This is a genomic window from Tenacibaculum sp. M1.3A (assembly GCF_057732375.1).
Genome location: NZ_JBYJEF010000001.1, coordinates 244964 through 260583 on the forward strand (window position 1 = coordinate 244964; position 15620 = coordinate 260583).

19 protein-coding genes are annotated in these 15620 nt (G+C 28.4%); 14 read left to right on the plus strand and 5 right to left on the minus strand.

The window, feature by feature from the left end; translation table 11 throughout:
- From AC28QF_RS01155 to AC28QF_RS01165, 3 genes are read right to left on the minus strand one after another with little or no spacing between them, the layout of a single operon-like run.
- Entirely contained in the window at nucleotides 1-663 is a 663-nt protein-coding gene (locus AC28QF_RS01155) for an NAD(P)H-binding protein (RefSeq protein WP_488200194.1), read from the minus strand.
- A gap of 1 nt (nucleotide 664) precedes the next feature.
- Nucleotides 665-1249, minus strand: coding sequence for a TetR/AcrR family transcriptional regulator (locus tag AC28QF_RS01160; protein ID WP_488200193.1), 585 nt, complete (start codon nucleotides 1247-1249; stop codon nucleotides 665-667).
- Nucleotides 1221-1616, minus strand: a complete 396-nt coding sequence (locus AC28QF_RS01165) for a DoxX family protein (RefSeq protein WP_488200192.1) — start codon at nucleotides 1614-1616, stop codon at nucleotides 1221-1223. Before AC28QF_RS01165 ends, AC28QF_RS01160 begins: the two co-directional genes overlap by 29 nt.
- Before the next feature lie 156 nt (nucleotides 1617-1772).
- Here AC28QF_RS01165 and AC28QF_RS01170 point away from each other — a divergent pair, with 156 nt between their 5' ends.
- The 4 genes from AC28QF_RS01170 to AC28QF_RS01185 all read left to right on the plus strand — a co-directional run bounded on the left by AC28QF_RS01170 (nucleotide 1773) and on the right by AC28QF_RS01185 (nucleotide 5038).
- Nucleotides 1773-2348, plus strand: coding sequence for a Crp/Fnr family transcriptional regulator (locus AC28QF_RS01170; protein WP_488200191.1), 576 nt, complete (start codon nucleotides 1773-1775; stop codon nucleotides 2346-2348).
- Nucleotides 2349-2430: 82 nt separating this feature from the next.
- Nucleotides 2431-3528 carry an alkene reductase gene (locus AC28QF_RS01175; protein WP_488200190.1) on the plus strand — a complete coding sequence of 366 codons (1098 nt, stop codon included), beginning with the start codon at nucleotides 2431-2433 and terminating at the stop codon, nucleotides 3526-3528.
- A gap of 26 nt (nucleotides 3529-3554) precedes the next feature.
- Nucleotides 3555-3983, plus strand: coding sequence for an OsmC family protein (locus tag AC28QF_RS01180; RefSeq protein ID WP_488200189.1), 429 nt, complete (start codon nucleotides 3555-3557; stop codon nucleotides 3981-3983).
- A complete protein-coding gene (locus AC28QF_RS01185; protein ID WP_488200188.1) occupies nucleotides 3983-5038 on the plus strand; it encodes an NAD(P)-dependent alcohol dehydrogenase in 1056 nt (351 codons plus the stop codon). Before AC28QF_RS01180 ends, AC28QF_RS01185 begins: the two co-directional genes overlap by 1 nt.
- A gap of 89 nt (nucleotides 5039-5127) precedes the next feature.
- Here AC28QF_RS01185 and AC28QF_RS01190 read toward each other — a convergent pair whose 3' ends face one another.
- Nucleotides 5128-5739 carry a DEAD/DEAH box helicase gene (locus AC28QF_RS01190; protein WP_488200187.1) on the minus strand — a complete coding sequence of 204 codons (612 nt, stop codon included), beginning with the start codon at nucleotides 5737-5739 and terminating at the stop codon, nucleotides 5128-5130.
- A 429-nt stretch (nucleotides 5740-6168) separates the two neighbouring features.
- On the opposite strand from AC28QF_RS01190, the gene nfsB reads away from it, so the two are divergent.
- Nucleotides 6169-6834 (plus strand): oxygen-insensitive NAD(P)H nitroreductase, encoded by a 666-nt coding sequence (gene nfsB / locus AC28QF_RS01195; RefSeq protein WP_488200186.1) that lies wholly within the window; start codon nucleotides 6169-6171, stop codon nucleotides 6832-6834.
- Nucleotides 6835-7101: 267 nt separating this feature from the next.
- A complete protein-coding gene (locus AC28QF_RS01200; protein WP_488200185.1) occupies nucleotides 7102-8148 on the plus strand; it encodes a flavin monoamine oxidase family protein in 1047 nt (348 codons plus the stop codon).
- Nucleotides 8149-8208: 60 nt separating this feature from the next.
- On the opposite strand, the gene AC28QF_RS01205 is transcribed toward AC28QF_RS01200, so the two are convergent.
- A complete protein-coding gene (locus AC28QF_RS01205; protein ID WP_488200184.1) occupies nucleotides 8209-8592 on the minus strand; it encodes a winged helix-turn-helix transcriptional regulator in 384 nt (127 codons plus the stop codon).
- 239 nt (nucleotides 8593-8831) lie between these two features.
- Here AC28QF_RS01205 and AC28QF_RS01210 point away from each other — a divergent pair, with 239 nt between their 5' ends.
- From AC28QF_RS01210 to AC28QF_RS01245, 8 genes are all read left to right on the plus strand, one after another.
- Complete coding sequence (locus tag AC28QF_RS01210) at nucleotides 8832-9455, plus strand: MarC family protein (protein WP_488200183.1); 624 nt, start codon at nucleotides 8832-8834, stop codon at nucleotides 9453-9455.
- Between the two features lie 180 nt (nucleotides 9456-9635).
- On the plus strand, nucleotides 9636-10514 hold the full coding sequence (locus AC28QF_RS01215) for a helix-turn-helix domain-containing protein (RefSeq protein ID WP_488200182.1): 879 nt from the start codon (nucleotides 9636-9638) through the stop codon (nucleotides 10512-10514).
- A gap of 301 nt (nucleotides 10515-10815) precedes the next feature.
- The gene (locus AC28QF_RS01220; protein ID WP_488200403.1) at nucleotides 10816-11193 is read left to right on the plus strand and encodes a nuclear transport factor 2 family protein; all 378 of its coding nucleotides are present in this window, start codon (nucleotides 10816-10818) and stop codon (nucleotides 11191-11193) included.
- Between the two features lie 174 nt (nucleotides 11194-11367).
- The gene (locus AC28QF_RS01225) at nucleotides 11368-12108 is read left to right on the plus strand and encodes a hypothetical protein (protein ID WP_488200181.1); all 741 of its coding nucleotides are present in this window, start codon (nucleotides 11368-11370) and stop codon (nucleotides 12106-12108) included.
- Nucleotides 12109-12120: 12 nt separating this feature from the next.
- Nucleotides 12121-13275 (plus strand): ergothioneine biosynthesis protein EgtB, encoded by a 1155-nt coding sequence (gene egtB / locus AC28QF_RS01230; protein ID WP_488200180.1) that lies wholly within the window; start codon nucleotides 12121-12123, stop codon nucleotides 13273-13275.
- Nucleotides 13276-14223: an L-histidine N(alpha)-methyltransferase gene (locus AC28QF_RS01235; RefSeq protein WP_488200179.1), complete on the plus strand. Its 948-nt coding sequence runs from the start codon at nucleotides 13276-13278 to the stop codon at nucleotides 14221-14223.
- A 1-nt stretch (nucleotide 14224) separates the two neighbouring features.
- The gene (locus AC28QF_RS01240) at nucleotides 14225-14893 is read left to right on the plus strand and encodes an aspartate/glutamate racemase family protein (RefSeq protein ID WP_488200178.1); all 669 of its coding nucleotides are present in this window, start codon (nucleotides 14225-14227) and stop codon (nucleotides 14891-14893) included.
- A gap of 121 nt (nucleotides 14894-15014) precedes the next feature.
- Nucleotides 15015-15614, plus strand: a complete 600-nt coding sequence (locus AC28QF_RS01245) for a DUF6642 family protein (RefSeq protein ID WP_488200177.1) — start codon at nucleotides 15015-15017, stop codon at nucleotides 15612-15614.
- Nucleotides 15615-15620 lie beyond the last annotated feature (6 nt).

Below are 15620 nucleotides of genomic sequence, written 5' to 3' on the forward strand. Positions count from 1 at the left end.
TTATTTTTTTGAAAGTTTTATTATTTGGTTTGAAGTAATAATTACTTCGGTATGATTTTTATTATTTGCTAATTGTACCATTGCTTGGGCAATATTATCAGCATCGATTATTTTATAATTCTTTAATTTACCTATAAATAATGGTTGTATAATTTTAAAAACACTTAAACCTATTTGTTCTAATATTCTGCGTTCTTTTCGTTCGCCTCCAATTAAAGAAGGTCTTAAAATGGTAGTTTTTTCGATATTTTGAAGTAAAACATCATTTTCCATTTCTCCTTTTGTCTTATTATAAAACACATTACTTTTTTTATTTGCTCCCATTGCCGAAACAACTAAAAAGGTGGTGATTTTATTTTCTTTTGCCAATTTAGCAGCAGCTACAGGAATACCATGGTCTATCTTTTTATATAAATTTTTATCAGGTGTTTTTTTTGCAGTTGAACCAATACAACAAAACACTTCATCTGCAGTAAAATCAGCTCTAAAATCTTCCAATTTTAAAAGATCACCTATATACTGAGTTACTTTTGTTGGTAATCCATCAATTTTAGATCTTGAAAACAATTTTATGTTCTCATAACGATTATCATTGATTAATTTCTTCAATAAATTAGAACCAGTTAACCCAGTTGCACCTAATATAATGGCTGTTTTTTTCATGTTATTTACATACTTTTATACTATTCCAAGCCGATTGATAAGCTTCTTCAATATGTGTTTTATCTAGTGTAAATACCCCTCGTTTCTGAGAAATCACTAAAAAGGATAAAGGATTTATGGCATATGCATATAATATATAATCCGACATTGGCTTTATAATTCCTTCATTTTTTCCGCGATTCCATAAGTCGAGTAGGGGTTGTAGGTGTTTTATACCTTCTTGTCTACTTGGTTCATCAATCATTGGTGTATTATCACATTGTGCTAAAAACATTGAGTTTTCAGGATCTTTTAATTTAAAATCAGCAATACGTTTCCAAATAACTTCAAATCCAAGTTCTACAGATGTATTTTCATCATAAGTTTCAAAAGCATAATCTGTATATTTAGCTTTAACCTCTATATATGTTTGATTTACTAAATCTTGTTTGTTTTCGAAATATAAATAGATGGTTGCCGGAGAAACTTTAGCCATTTTGGCTATTTTACTCATTGGTGTGGCATGAAACCCATTGTTATTAACCAATTCAATTGTGGCTTTAACAAGTGCGTTTCTTTTATCTATACTTTTTTGGAGTTTTGCCATTGTTGTTTGTTTTTCTAAATTTATAAGCTAGTGCTATCAAAACAAATTGCATTGGTAATCTTATTAAAGCTGCTTCATGACTACCAATTGCAGGAGTATCTGTAATAACATCCCAAATATGGATTGGTAAAAAAAGCAACATTAAAATTAATATTCCACTTGCTGCAACACGTGTATATTTAGGAATTAGTAACAGTACACCAAGAATGATTTCTATAATACCAGATACGTATATAATTAGTGATTTATATATTAAAAAATCAGGTACAAATGCATTAAAAAAGTCAGGTTTAATAAAGTGTTGTATTCCAGCATACACTATAAATATTGCTAATAATACGCGTAAAAAGCTCCAAATATGTTTCATTGTTTTATTTTGATGGTACAAAGGTATCAAAAAAGAATGAATATTCATTTTTTGCATATAATATTTCTTTATACTACTATAAAGAAGACCTAATCATTCCTAAATATTACTAAACTTAAAAACAAGTTTAATTATTAAAATATGCATCTTTGCAATATGTATCAATCTATTCTAAAACACATTCAAGATCATATAACTCCTACAAAATTAGATTTAGAGAGATTTAATGAAGTTTTAAATAAAGTATCAATATCTAAAGGTCAATTCTTATTAAAACCAGGTACAACTGTTAAACACGAGTACTTTGTTATTAAAGGTTGTTTAAAGGCTTATTATTTAGATGATAAAGGGAGTAGCCATATAATTCAGTTTGCTATAGAAAACTGGTGGGTTGGCGATTTTGATGCTTTTTATAATAAAATACCTTCAAAATTATATATAGAAGCTATTGAAGATTCTGAATTGTTGGCTATTAATTATGATAGTCTTCAAAATATTTATGACAAAGCTCCTATTTTTGAGCGTTATTTCAGAATCTTAACAACTCAAGCTTTTATATCTCAACGCAAACGAATATTATCAACTTTAGAAAAGAACACACAAGAAAGATATCTTGAATTCTGTACTTCATACCCAAAAATAGAAGATAGGGTGCCTAATTATGATATTGCTAATTATTTAGGTGTTTCTCCAGAAAATTTAAGTCGTGTAAGGCAACAAATAAAAAGTTAATTATATCTCAATTGATCTATATCAATGAGATTGATAATTATGTGCCGTAGCTTTGTTTTTATTATTAAAACAAACAAAATACATGAACAAACAACACTTATTAACGGCATATAATAAAAATATTAATTTAGCAAACCGAGTTGTCATGGCACCCATGACGCGTAGTAGAGCAGATAATAGTGGTAATATACCAACCGATGATTTGCATGGTTTATATTATGAGCAACGTGCTTCTGCTGGATTAATTATTACAGAAGGTTCTCAAGTATCTACCAAAGCAGTGGGATATATTCATACAGCAGGAATTCATTCTGATGAACAAGTTGAAGGTTGGAAGAAAGTAACTAAACGTGTACATGATAAAGGAGGAAAAATATTTATTCAATTATGGCATGTTGGTAGAATGTCGCATCCTGATTTTCATAATGATAAACTGCCTTTATCAGCATCAGCTATAAACCCTAACTCAAAATCATATACTCCAGAAGAAGGCTTTAAAGATACTGTTACCCCTAAGGAAATGACTGTTGAGGATATTAAAGAAACAATTCAAGATTTTAAAAATGCAGCAGCAAATGCTGTTAAAGCTGGTTTTGATGGTGTAGAAATACACTCATCTAACGGTTATTTATTTCATCAATTTTTTAACGGTACTTCTAACAAAAGAAGCGATAATTATGGTGGAACTATAGAGAACAAAGCTCGTTTCTTTTTTGAAGTATTAGAAGCTGTAAAAGAGGTGATTCCTCAAGAAAAAATAGGAGCACGCTTTAATCCTTCTTTAGATGGTTTATTCGGAATGACTATGGATGAAGATACCATTCCTACTTTTGAATATATTATTAAGAAATTAAATGATTACAACTTAGCATACATTCATCTTTCAGAGCCTTTTACAGATGTATCTGAAGTTAAGTATGCTGTTACTGAAATAGCAAAACACTTTAGACCTTTGTATAACGGTACTTTAATGATTAATTCAGCTTTTGATCAAGAAAAAGGAAACAAAATCATTGAAGAAGGTCTTGCTGATTTAGTAGCTTACGGAAAACCATATATCTCTAATCCTGATTTAGTAGAACGTTTTGAAAATAATTTGGAATTAGCAAAATGGAATGAAGATACATTTTATACTACCGGAGCAAAAGGGTATACAGATTATCCTAAAGCTTCAAAATAAATAATTTAACCAAAAACACATATATTATGAAATTTACAAGAAAAGCAAATGCAGAATGGAAAGGAAGTGGAAAAGAGGGAAAAGGAAGTATTACAACAGGAAGTAATGTTTTAGATAAAACACAATATTCATTTCAAACTCGTTTTGAAAATGGAGAAAAAGGAACAAACCCTGAAGAATTGATAGGAGCAGCCCACGCTGGTTGTTTTGCTATGCAATTGAGTTTTTTATTAAACGAAGCTGATTTTACAGCAACAAATTTAAATGTTGATGCTACAGTGAGTTTTGAAGATGGAGCAATAACAATAATTACTTTAAATTTAGAAGGAGATGTACCAAATATAGATGCAGAACAGTTTCAGCAAATAGCGCATAAAGCAAAAGAAGTGTGTCCTATATCTAAACTACTTAATACAAACATTGAGTTAAAAATCACTTTAAAAAACGCACAATAATGGCAACAACAATAGTAAAAGCATATGGTGCAACAGCACCAACAGAAGATTTAAAACCTTTAGATATAAATAGGCGAGCAGTAGGAATAGGAGATGTAAAAATAGACATTACCTATTGTGGTGTTTGCCATAGTGATATACATACTGCAAGAAATGATTGGAAAGGATCTAACTATCCTGTAGTACCTGGCCATGAGATTATTGGTCGTGTAACAGAAATTGGTGATGATGTAAGCAATTATAAAGTAGGTGATTTGGTAGGTGTAGGTTGTTTGGTAGATTCTTGTCAAACATGTGCATCTTGTGAACAAGATTTAGAACAGTTTTGTGAAAAAGGAAGTACTTGGACATATAACAGTCCTGATAAACATATAGAAGGTGCTCAAACATATGGAGGTTATTCAACATCTGTAGTTGTAAATGAAAAATTTGTACTTCGTATACCAGAAAACTTAGATGAAGCAGCAACAGCGCCTTTATTGTGTGCAGGAGTTACTACGTGGTCGCCATTAGCGCATTGGAAAGTGAAAGAAGGCGATAAAGTAGGTGTAATTGGTTTAGGTGGTTTAGGACATATGGGAGTTAAGTTTGCTAATGCATTAGGAGCTCACGTTGTTATGATTACCACATCACCAGAAAAAGGTAAAGATGCAAAAAGGTTAGGTGCTCATGAAGTCTTAGTATCTAAAGATGCAGATGACATGAAAAAACATCAGGGAAGTTTTGATTTTATCTTAAACACCATTCCTGTTGGTCATGAAATGGACCCTTATTTAGGTTTACTTAAAATTGATGCAACAATGGTGTTAGTTGGTGCAGTAGAGCCTTTAAAACCCTTTAATGGAGGAAGTATTATTATGGGACGTAAGCGTATTGCGGGTTCATTAATTGGTGGTATTAAAGAAACACAACAAATGTTAGATTTTTGTGGTAAACATAATATTACTAGTGATATTGAGCTTATAAACATGCAAGAAATTAATACAGCTTATGATCGTGTTACTAAAAACGATGTTAAATATAGGTTTGTAATTGATATGAAATCACTTAAATAAAACTATTATATAAAAAAAAAGGTGCAAACAGCTGTTTTGCACCTTTTTTATATAATTTATATTTAGGTTGGCAACTATTTTGTTATATTTTAAACAGTAACAGTTTTTGCATATTGCATAAAATAAGACTCTAAACGCTTTAGGATAGGAGGCATTTTTTCTGAATATATTACATACTGACATTTATTTAAACTCTGAGTAATTGACATAAGAGTTGTATAAGAAGTATTATTAACTAAAAAGTCAGCATCATGTATATTAAATATTTTTAACTGCGAAGTATTTAAACCTTCTAATAAAAGCAATTTATTTACAATTTTAGGAGTAGCAATTAGCACATCAATTCCTTCAAATATTTCTGATTTTAATACATCAATATGTAACTTCTCATCACCTAAATACATTCTAAACTCATGATATTTAGTGTATTTTAGAAAGGCATTATATAATTCAGTTGCCTTTTCGTTATTTTCTACTAAAACGATTGCTCTTGGTGCGGTACCAACAACTTCAAATTTTAACTTATGTAATGTTGTTAATATTAGTGTTGTTGTTTTTCCGCTACCTTCTGGAGCAGTACAGTAAGTATTTGCACCACTTTTTATTACAGGAATACTCGCTTTTTGAAAAGGAGTAGGCGTTGTTATTTCAAGAGACTCTAATTTCTCTTTTATATCAGAATGTAATTTTTTAAAAGGCATAGGAAATAAAAAGGATAACTAATTTGGTTAGTGTTTTTAATAACTGCAAAGATACAATTAAATAAATGTGAATGTATTTTGAGTTAAATATAATTGAATGATAAAAAATAGGGCCAAATTCAGTTATCAATAATAAGTATTATTATAGTGCTCTTTTCTATTAATTTTTGTTAAGTTTTCTTTCAAACATTTTTTATCTATATCATTCTCAATTTTACCCAAAAATTATTTTCATACCTACAATTTATTACATCAATTATAAAAAAAATACTTTAAACTTGTAAAACATACGAATAGGTCATTTAATTAATAAACAGTAACTTATATTGGTTTTTTGATACTATACTTCATGACCGTTATTGTAAACTACAATTACTATACATATTTTTGTGACTATAAAAATGATAGTTTAACTTAAGAATATATAAGATGAATTTAAAAGAAACATTAGATTGGAGATATACCACTAAAGATTTTGACGTAACCAAGAAAATATCTGATGTAGATATGGTACAAGTAAAAAATTTATTAAGGATGAGTCCTTCAAGTGTAAATTTACAACCTTGGCATTTTATTATTGCAGAAACCAAAGAAGGTAAAGAACGAATAGCAAAAGGAACACAAGGCTTTTTTCATTTTAATGAACCAAAAGTGGTAAACGCTTCGGCTGTAGTATTGTTTTGTTCTAGAACAAGTGAAGGAGCAGATGATACTTATTTTAAACACCTTTTAGAGGTACAAGATAAAGATGGGAGATTCCCTAATGAAGATATAAAAAACGGAATGTATGGAGGAATGAACGCTTTTGCTGATATTCATAAATACGATTTAAAAGACTATCAACATTGGATGGAAAAACAAGTATATTTAAACATTGGAAGCTTTTTATTAGGTGTTGCTAGTTTAAAAATTGATGCTACACCAATGGAAGGAATTGATGTAAAAGCTTTAGATGAAGAATTTGGATTAAGAAAAAAAGGATTTACTTCACTAGTAGCTGTTTCTTTAGGTTATAGAACTGAATCTGATTTTAACTCTACAGATAAAACACCAAAATCTAGATTACCAGAAAGTGAAATTTTCACAGAAATATAATCAACAAGAAGTAGCAAGTTTTAAAATAAAGGTAAGAAAGATGATGATTTTAAAAAGTGTTTAAAAACGAAACAACTAAAATATCAATTAATAGAGTATTACTTAAAATGAATTTACAAAGATGATAATTTTGTATGTAGATATGCAATTACGTGTTTACTTACCTGTGTAAATTGGTTGGTGTTTTCTTGCAGGTCTTAATAATTTTACGCTAATTAAAAAAAGCTATTGTACTTTTACAATGGCTTTTTTGCATAAATCGTATAAATGAAAGAACGAATTATAATTATAGGTGGTGGATTAAGCGGATTAACATTGGCTTACTTATTATCAAAACAAGGAAAAAAATCTAAAGTTTTAGAAGCCTCTAATCGATTGGGTGGAAGAATTCAAACCGTAAAAGGAGCATTAGAAACCCCTTTAGAGTTGGGAGCAACTTGGTTTTCGGATATGCACCAAAATTTATTGTCGCTTATAGATGAATTAGGTTTAGAAAAATACAAACAATTTTCGAAAGGTATTTCGCTATTTCAAACCAAATCATTTGAACCGCCACAACAATTTTATGTTCCCAAATCAGAAAGCCCTTCTTACCGATTAAAAGACGGAACACAAAGCATTATTGATACATTAGCTGACAAATTGCCTACAGAAAATATAAGTTTAAATACAGTCGTTTTAAGTATTACTGAATCGGATAATAAAATAATCGTTGGTGTTTCTAGCGGAGAAAAACTTCATGCAGATAAAGTTATTCTATGTTTACCTCCACAATTAATAGCTTCTAAAATTCAGTTTTTTCCTCAATTACCAAATGCCGTTTCAGAAATTTCACCAACGGTTCAAACTTGGATGGCAGGCGCTGTAAAGTTTGTTTTAGAATATGAAACTCCTTTTTGGAGAAATAATGGATATTCTGGAATGTTGTATAGTCACTCAGGAATTGTATCTGAAATGTACGATCACACGAATTTTGATGAAAACAAATTTGGGTTTACAGGATTCTTAAATGGTGGAGCCATATCTTATGCTAAAGAAGTTAGAAAAGAATTTATATTAAAGCAATTAGCAGCACTTTTTGGAGAGGAAGCATCAAACCCTATATCTTATTTTGATAAAATTTGGACAGATGAATTTGTGCTAAACGGAAACCCGATTATACAAAAACCACATCAAAATAACGGACATTCTTTATTACAAAATAGTTATATGAATGGAAAATTACTATTTTCAGCAACCGAAACAGCTACAGAATTTGGCGGTTATATGGAAGGCGCTGTTATTGCTGCTTTAAGAATAGTAGAAAAATTCTAATATAATTAAGACATTTTTATTTAGGTTATTTAAAGTGCAATTAGAAATCATAACACTTAATTATTTTTCAAAAATAAACTCGCCTTTTGTTTCTGCAGCATATAAACCCCATTCTGTAATTAGACTTAAAATAGGTATGAGTGTTCGTCCAAATTCAGTAAGTGTGTATTCTACTTTTAAAGGTGGTTTTTTAGTAAAAACCTTTCTACTTACAATATCACTAGCCTCTAACTGTTTTAGCTGTAAACTTAATGTACGTTCGGTAATACCGGGAATTTCTTTTCGTAATTCGTTATAACGTTTTTTCTTATCAATTAAATGAGTTAATATCACACTTTTCCATTTTCCACCAATCAATTCCATTGCAGCACTTGTTGGGCAAAAAAATATTTTACCATTAATTTTAATCTTTGGTCTTTTTTCAAACAATTCTTTTCTGTCCATTTTTATATAGTAATTATTATTTGCAAAGTTATTTTACATTAATTTAGTTGGCAACTATATTTTTTATAGTGAATGCTATATTTTAACTATAAATTAGTGCTTTAAAATATTTTTATACATAGTCCCAACATTTCTTATTTAGAATATATTTAAAACTTATAACTATTCAAAAAAAAAGTAAAAATACTTTGGTAGAATAGAAGTAAATCAAGTTCTTGCAACATTAAAATTGACAATTCATGGACAATATCATTACGTTTTCAATTACCGTATTTACGGCCTTTTTTGCTATGACAAATCCAATATCTAATATGACCGTTTTTTTGTCTTTAACGCAAGGAGCGGACAAGAAAACAAAATTAGATATTAATAAAAGAGCCAATATAACGGCGTTTATTATTGTAACTGTATTTATACTTTTAGGTAAATATATTTTTGAATTATTTAATATTAGTATTCCTGCATTTAAAATAACAGGAGGTATATTAATCTTTTTTATTGGTTTTGATATGCTACAATCAAAGCAATCTAATGTAAAAACTATTGATAATATTGATATTGATGAAAATATAGCTATTTCACCACTTGCAATACCAATTTTAGCAGGGCCAGGAACTATTGTAACGGCAATGAATTTTGTATCTAAAGCAGAATCTTTACAATTATTTCTAGTAATTGCTATTTTTGGGTTTATGAGTTTGTTAACTTATTTTACTTTTAAATTAAGTGATTTAATAGTTAAAGTCGTTGGTAATAATATTATTTCTGTAATAGGTAAAATAATGGGATTAATAATAGCTATTATTGGAACCGGAATGATTATACAAGGTATAAAATTATCTTTTGATTTAATTTCTAAATAAATCAAAAAAAATAGTTTGCTTTGTTACTTAATATTTAAAAACTTTAAATCAAGAATTCTTTAGTTTTATAATCATTGTGATCGTAAATACTCAAGACAGTTTAAATAAAAAAACAAATTTAGAACAACAAAAGGCAGGCTATATAAATGCTAATACTTAAAGGAAATAAACTAGAAATATATGTCAAAAAATATTCCTAATATAGTATTCGATTCTAAAAAAACAAACAATAGTGGTATAGAAATATTAACTATACAAAGCCTTTATAATCGTAAAGACACGATAGTGCATAGTCCTGAAAAAGCGCATCAAGTTGCTTTTAATATGATTGTGTTTTATACAGCAGGAGAGAGCAAACAGTTGGTAGATTTTGTTTGGCATGAAGTAACTAAAAATACAATAATACATTTATCTAAAGGTCAAATTAATGCATTTCAGTTTAATGAAAATCTAAAAGGGTACATTCTTTTATTCACAGATGATTATTTAAAAAAGCAAATCAACGTACTTCCTACAAATGAAATAATCAGGTTATTTAATTCGCAATTATTTTCTCCAATTATACAAGTCCCTTCATATTCAAATGTAGAAAAATATATTAATTTATTTGCAGAAGAATATTTTAATGAAAGCGAAAATTACAATCAAGAAAACATCTATACTTCTTTACACACAATTATATTTTCGAAATTAGAAGACTTAAAAAAGTATCAAACAAAGCATTTAAAAAACTCAGGCAAGTTAAACCATTTTTTTAATTTTAAATCGCTTTTAGAAACTCATTTTAACACAAGTAGAAATGCTGATTTTTATGCCAATAAGCTAAACATAACGTATAAACATTTAAATACTATTTGTAAAGACATTATTACTATAACAGCTAAACAGTTTATTGATGAGTTTGTTGTTTTTGAAGCTAAACGATTATTAATTAACTCTGAAATTAAAAGCACCGAATTAGCTTACTCTTTAGGTTTTGATGAGCCTACTAATTTTGTTAAATACTTTAAAAAGTATACAGGATTTACCCCAAATCAATTCAAAAAACAATATATTTAATAGTTTAGGTTTCATATTTACCACTTTTACACTCATATTCATCTGTATAAAAACATCTGATATCTACAACTTTGTATGGTGATAAATATATATTTATATGAGCCAAGTAGCAAGTTGCCCAACATGTGGTAGCAAATCTAAAATAAAAGAAATAAAAGGTGAAACAACTTACCAAGCACTGCAAGATGAAGCTGTTTTAAAAAAAGTTGGTCAGCTAAAAAACACTATGGAAAAATTTAAGCTAAAAGCAGAAAATTTAGAAAAAGAAATAGCTGAATTAAAACTTAAAAAAACTAAACCTTTGGATATAACAGAAAATAAAAAAAATGCGATTGCTTTTTATAAAATGGCTTATGAAGGTAACCCAACAAAAGCGGTAGAATTATATGTTGGCGAGCATTACAAGCAACACAATCCTATGGTTGCTGATGGTTCAAAAGCATTTATAGAATATTTTAACCGCATGCAAAAAGAATACCCTGTAAAATCTATAAATTTTGTAAGAAGTGTTGCAGAAGACGATTTAGTAGCTTTGCATACACATCAAATTTGGCCAAATAACAATCAATATATTACCATGGATTTTTTTAGGTTTGATGCTAATGGAAAAATTGTAGAACATTGGGATAGTATTCAGCAAATACCAGATACTTCTAAGAATAATAACACCATGTATTAAGATCTAATGAAAAATAAGTTGCATTTTTTATAGCTACAGAATAATTTTATTAAATTTAGAAAAAAAAGTAAAGCTTTAAGTAGCTAGTTATATAAAATCACTTGATTTCTAGCTGTTTTAATTTTGTAATTATTAAAAAAAAGGTTCGACTTAAATAATTCTAAAAATTGTAAAATGAAAAAACAAATGCATTTAGCTGCACAATATTTAGCCGCAGCAGCAATTAGTTTCTTAGAAAAAAAAGCAGACGATAGCCACACTAATTTAGGTTTTAATATTTTAGATAGTTCATTAGAAACACATGTTTTATCAGAAAATGGAGATCAATTATGTTTAAATTATAAAACATTTTCATTAGTATGGAAATCTAAAAAAGAGAATATATCTTTTAAATTAGACGAAAAAACGCATAAAGAAGTTTTAAATTGGTTAAAAGAAACTTCCACAAAAAAATTAGATAAGAAGTACAACTATAATTTTCATTACGATTTACCCTATACAATTGATGATTCATTTTTGTATACAATGAAAAGTACTAAAGACTTAGAAGAATTAATTAAATTAAGAACTTTAATACAATTAAGTCTTGAGGAAATTAATAAAATTTATAATAAAAAAGCAGATATAAGAATATGGCCGCATCATTTTGACACAGCTATTTATAACGTTTTATTAGATAATGATATCTCTTTTGGACTTGGTCTTGCTATTCCAGATAATGTTTGCAAAGAACACTATTTGTATATTAGTGGCTATAGAGAAAATGTAGCTATCGAAACATCTAGTTTTAAATCGTTAAAAAAAGGAACGTGGAAGAATCAAGATTTTAAAGGAGCCATTCTACCACCAACCAATTTAAAAAAAAACGATGTTGTTCTTTTTTTTAAAGAAGCTATAAATCAGTACAACACTTAAAAAAAATGACTATTGAATAAAGAAATTATAAAAATATTTAAAGAGATACGTTTACAAACAGAAATTATTTGTAAACCTTTAAAAATAGAAGATTATTCCATTCAAGTGGTGTCATTTGCTAGCCCAGCAAAATGGCATTTAGCGCATACTACCTGGTTTTTTGAAACTTTTATTCTTAAAAATCACATGCAGAATTATGTGGAATTTGATGCTGATTTTAATTTTCTATTTAACAGTTACTACAACAATGTAGGCAATAGAGTTTTACAAATGAATAGAGGTAACATGTCTCGACCAAGTACTGATAAAGTGTTTGAATATAGAGCGTATGTAGACTCTAAAATGTTAGATTTCTTAAAATTTACTTCTGATGAAAAAACACTAGATTTAATAACATTAGGTTTAAATCACGAGCAACAACATCAAGAATTATTAATTACAGATGTCAAGTACATGCTTGGGCATAATGCTATTTTACCTGTTTATCATGAAGATTCTAATCTAGTATATGATAACAATTCTACTACAGAAAACATCAAAATTAAAGCAGGTTTATACCTAATCGGTTACCAAGGAACCGATTTTTGTTATGATAATGAGTTAGGAGTTCATCAAGTATATGTAAATGATTTCGAAATAAATAATCATTTAGTTACCAATGGCGACTATTTAGAGTTTATAGAATCGGGCGCCTATTCTGATTTTAATCTATGGTTAGATGAAGGTTGGTCTTGGGTAAATAAAAACCAGATAAATGCGCCAATGTATTGGCACAAAATAAAAGGCGAGTGGCACAATTATACATTAGCAGGATTGCAAGAAATAGATAAAAATGCTATTTTAAGTCATATTAATTTTTACGAGGCCAATGCTTTTGCCGAATGGAAAGGCATGCGTTTACCAACTGAATTTGAATGGGAAATTGCTGCTAAACAATTAAATTGGGGAAAACGTTGGGAATGGACAAATAGTGCGTATTTACCTTATCCAAATTTTCAGAAACAGAATGGGGCAGTAGGTGAGTATAACGGAAAGTTTATGAGTAACAAAATGGTGCTTCGTGGAGCATCTGTTGCAACCTCTAAAAACCACAGCAGAGCAACATATCGTAATTTTTTTAACCCAACAGAAAGGTGGCAATTCACCGGAATTAGATTAGTAAAATAGATGATTGAAACATTTAAAACAGATGTAAAAAAAGGATTAGATACTATACCTAAAACATTGCCATCTAAATATTTTTATAATAAAATTGGCGATGCTCTTTTTGTAGAGATAATGAATCTTCCTGAATATTATTTAACTCGAAGCGAATTAGATATATTTAAAAATAAAACACAAGATATCATAAACGATTTGCAGTTAAATACAAATACGCATTTCGAGTTGATTGAGCTTGGCGCAGGTGATGGTTTAAAAACTAAGAAGCTTTTAAGCGCATTAGATAAACAGTTTTTTAAGTTTGATTATCTTCCAATTGATATTTCTATAAATGCATTAAACCTTCTAAAAATAGATCTTTCAAGAACATTACCCAATGTTTCTGTAAAGACCCAACAAGGTGATTATTTTGAAGTTTTAGAATCTTTAAAACACAGTAATAATCCGAAAGTTATTTTGTTTTTAGGATCTAACATTGGTAATATGGGTGATAAAATGGCTGCGCAATTTATTTATAATTTAGGTGTCAATTTAAATCCTGGAGATAAATTATTATTAGGTGTCGATTTAATAAAATCGAAAGAAATTGTTTTACCAGCTTACAATGATACTAAAGGAATTACGGCTAAATTCAATCTTAATTTATTACATCGAATTAATGAAGAATTAAATGCAGATTTTAATATTGAACAGTTTGAACATCAACCGGAATATAACGAAGATGAAGGTATTGCCAAAAGTTATATTGTTAGTACAATAAAACAAACAGTTACTATAAATGCTCTTAAAACTTCTTACAATTTTGAAGCTGGTGAAAAAATTCATACAGAAATTTCAAGAAAATATAACGATACTTTAATTGAAAAACTTATTGTTAATACCGATTTTACACTAGACACTAAGATACTAGATAGTAAAAATTATTTCGCGGATTATATCTTAACAAGACATTAAAATGACACATGCAAAGCTAGCTATAGTAGGACTTGGAAGTCGTACTACTTTATTTTATGTAAGCGAATTAAATCGTTTGTACAATATAGAAAAAGGCGGTTTTAACACCTATCCGTTTCTATTATTAAACACAAATTTTAATGACATTAACTCTTTGTTGCCTAAAATTTCTAAAAAGTTAGATACCGTTGTAAATGATTACATAAAAGAGTTAGAAACGCTTAATACAACACATTTATTAATACCCAATATTACACTTCACGAAACTATAGATAGATTAAAAATTACTAAAGATGTATTGCATCCTCTTCATTTAAGTATAGAAAAAATTAAAAAAAATAATTGGAATAAAGTTGTGGTGTTCGGGTCGTATTTTAGTATGAATGCTTCGTATATAAAAAATAAATTTTCAGAAAACGGAATAAAAGTATTACTTCCAACTCAAGAAGATATGCTGTTTATCGATACAGTTAGAAAACAAATTTATAACAAAACAGAAACGATTGAAATTATTGAGAAATATCATCAAATAATAAACAAATATTTATCTCATATACCTGTAATATTGGCTTGCACCGAATTATCTATCTTAAAACCTAAAGACCACAAAAATCTAGTAGATATGGCTCAAGTTCAAATTGAAGAGGCAGTAAAACTTATTCTTAAATAAAGCTACTATTTAGCATTTCTATTAGATATTATATTTGCCTTGTGTTTTTTATAAAATCGCATAAAAAATAAAAAAGTTATACTAATTTTGTTCTTTATTTATCTTTTATAAAATCTGAAATTTGTTAAAGAAAAACCAACAATTACCTCAAGAACAATTTATAGATGTAGATTATTTTATTTACTGTTTAGAAGCAGTTGATAATATAGAAACCAACGAAATTACCGAAGCTCAAAAAAACATAGAGCAGCTTACTTTGCAATATGGAATAGCTAGTATTTATAAAACATGCGATACCATTGAAAGCTTAGAAGCTAGCTTAAATGCATTGGTTTTAGATGATCATAATTTTAAAGATTATGAGATAATTTATATGATTATGGCTGGTGAAGCAAATAGTATTTGTTTAAATAACTATTACTATAGCCTACAAGAAATTGCAGAAATTTTTGAAGGAAGATTAAAAGGAAAAATTCTACATTTTTCAAATGCTAAAGTTTTAGACCTAGATGAAGAAGAAGCTCAATATTTTTTAGATATCACTGGCGCAAAAGGTATTTCTGGTTATGGTAATGAGTTTAATGGAATAACTAGCGCAAACCTAGATAAAGTCTTCTTTAATTTATTTAAAGAAGACGATAATATGTTAGATGTCGTAGAAGAATTACATCAAAAACATTATAAAGCATGTAAATTACTTGATTTTAGATTGTATTATTAAAATCTA

What these genes read in the sequence shown, in the direction of transcription:
- AC28QF_RS01205 (WP_488200184.1), bottom strand. Translation starts at nt 8,592, where the DNA reads ATGGACAGAAAAGAATTGTTTGAAAAAAGACCAAAGATTAAAATTAAT.
- AC28QF_RS01240 (WP_488200178.1), top strand. Translation starts at nt 14,225, where the DNA reads ATGACACATGCAAAGCTAGCTATAGTAGGACTTGGAAGTCGTACTACT.
- AC28QF_RS01170 (WP_488200191.1), top strand. Translation starts at nt 1,773, where the DNA reads ATGTATCAATCTATTCTAAAACACATTCAAGATCATATAACTCCTACA.
- nfsB (WP_488200186.1), top strand. Translation starts at nt 6,169, where the DNA reads ATGAATTTAAAAGAAACATTAGATTGGAGATATACCACTAAAGATTTT.
- AC28QF_RS01215 (WP_488200182.1), top strand. Translation starts at nt 9,636, where the DNA reads ATGTCAAAAAATATTCCTAATATAGTATTCGATTCTAAAAAAACAAAC.
- AC28QF_RS01160 (WP_488200193.1), bottom strand. Translation starts at nt 1,249, where the DNA reads ATGGCAAAACTCCAAAAAAGTATAGATAAAAGAAACGCACTTGTTAAA.
- AC28QF_RS01225 (WP_488200181.1), top strand. Translation starts at nt 11,368, where the DNA reads ATGAAAAAACAAATGCATTTAGCTGCACAATATTTAGCCGCAGCAGCA.
- AC28QF_RS01190 (WP_488200187.1), bottom strand. Translation starts at nt 5,739, where the DNA reads ATGCCTTTTAAAAAATTACATTCTGATATAAAAGAGAAATTAGAGTCT.
- AC28QF_RS01165 (WP_488200192.1), bottom strand. Translation starts at nt 1,616, where the DNA reads ATGAAACATATTTGGAGCTTTTTACGCGTATTATTAGCAATATTTATA.
- AC28QF_RS01180 (WP_488200189.1), top strand. Translation starts at nt 3,555, where the DNA reads ATGAAATTTACAAGAAAAGCAAATGCAGAATGGAAAGGAAGTGGAAAA.
- AC28QF_RS01155 (WP_488200194.1), bottom strand. Translation starts at nt 663, where the DNA reads ATGAAAAAAACAGCCATTATATTAGGTGCAACTGGGTTAACTGGTTCT.
- AC28QF_RS01210 (WP_488200183.1), top strand. Translation starts at nt 8,832, where the DNA reads ATGGACAATATCATTACGTTTTCAATTACCGTATTTACGGCCTTTTTT.
- AC28QF_RS01235 (WP_488200179.1), top strand. Translation starts at nt 13,276, where the DNA reads ATGATTGAAACATTTAAAACAGATGTAAAAAAAGGATTAGATACTATA.
- AC28QF_RS01185 (WP_488200188.1), top strand. Translation starts at nt 3,983, where the DNA reads ATGGCAACAACAATAGTAAAAGCATATGGTGCAACAGCACCAACAGAA.
- AC28QF_RS01175 (WP_488200190.1), top strand. Translation starts at nt 2,431, where the DNA reads ATGAACAAACAACACTTATTAACGGCATATAATAAAAATATTAATTTA.
- AC28QF_RS01200 (WP_488200185.1), top strand. Translation starts at nt 7,102, where the DNA reads ATGAAAGAACGAATTATAATTATAGGTGGTGGATTAAGCGGATTAACA.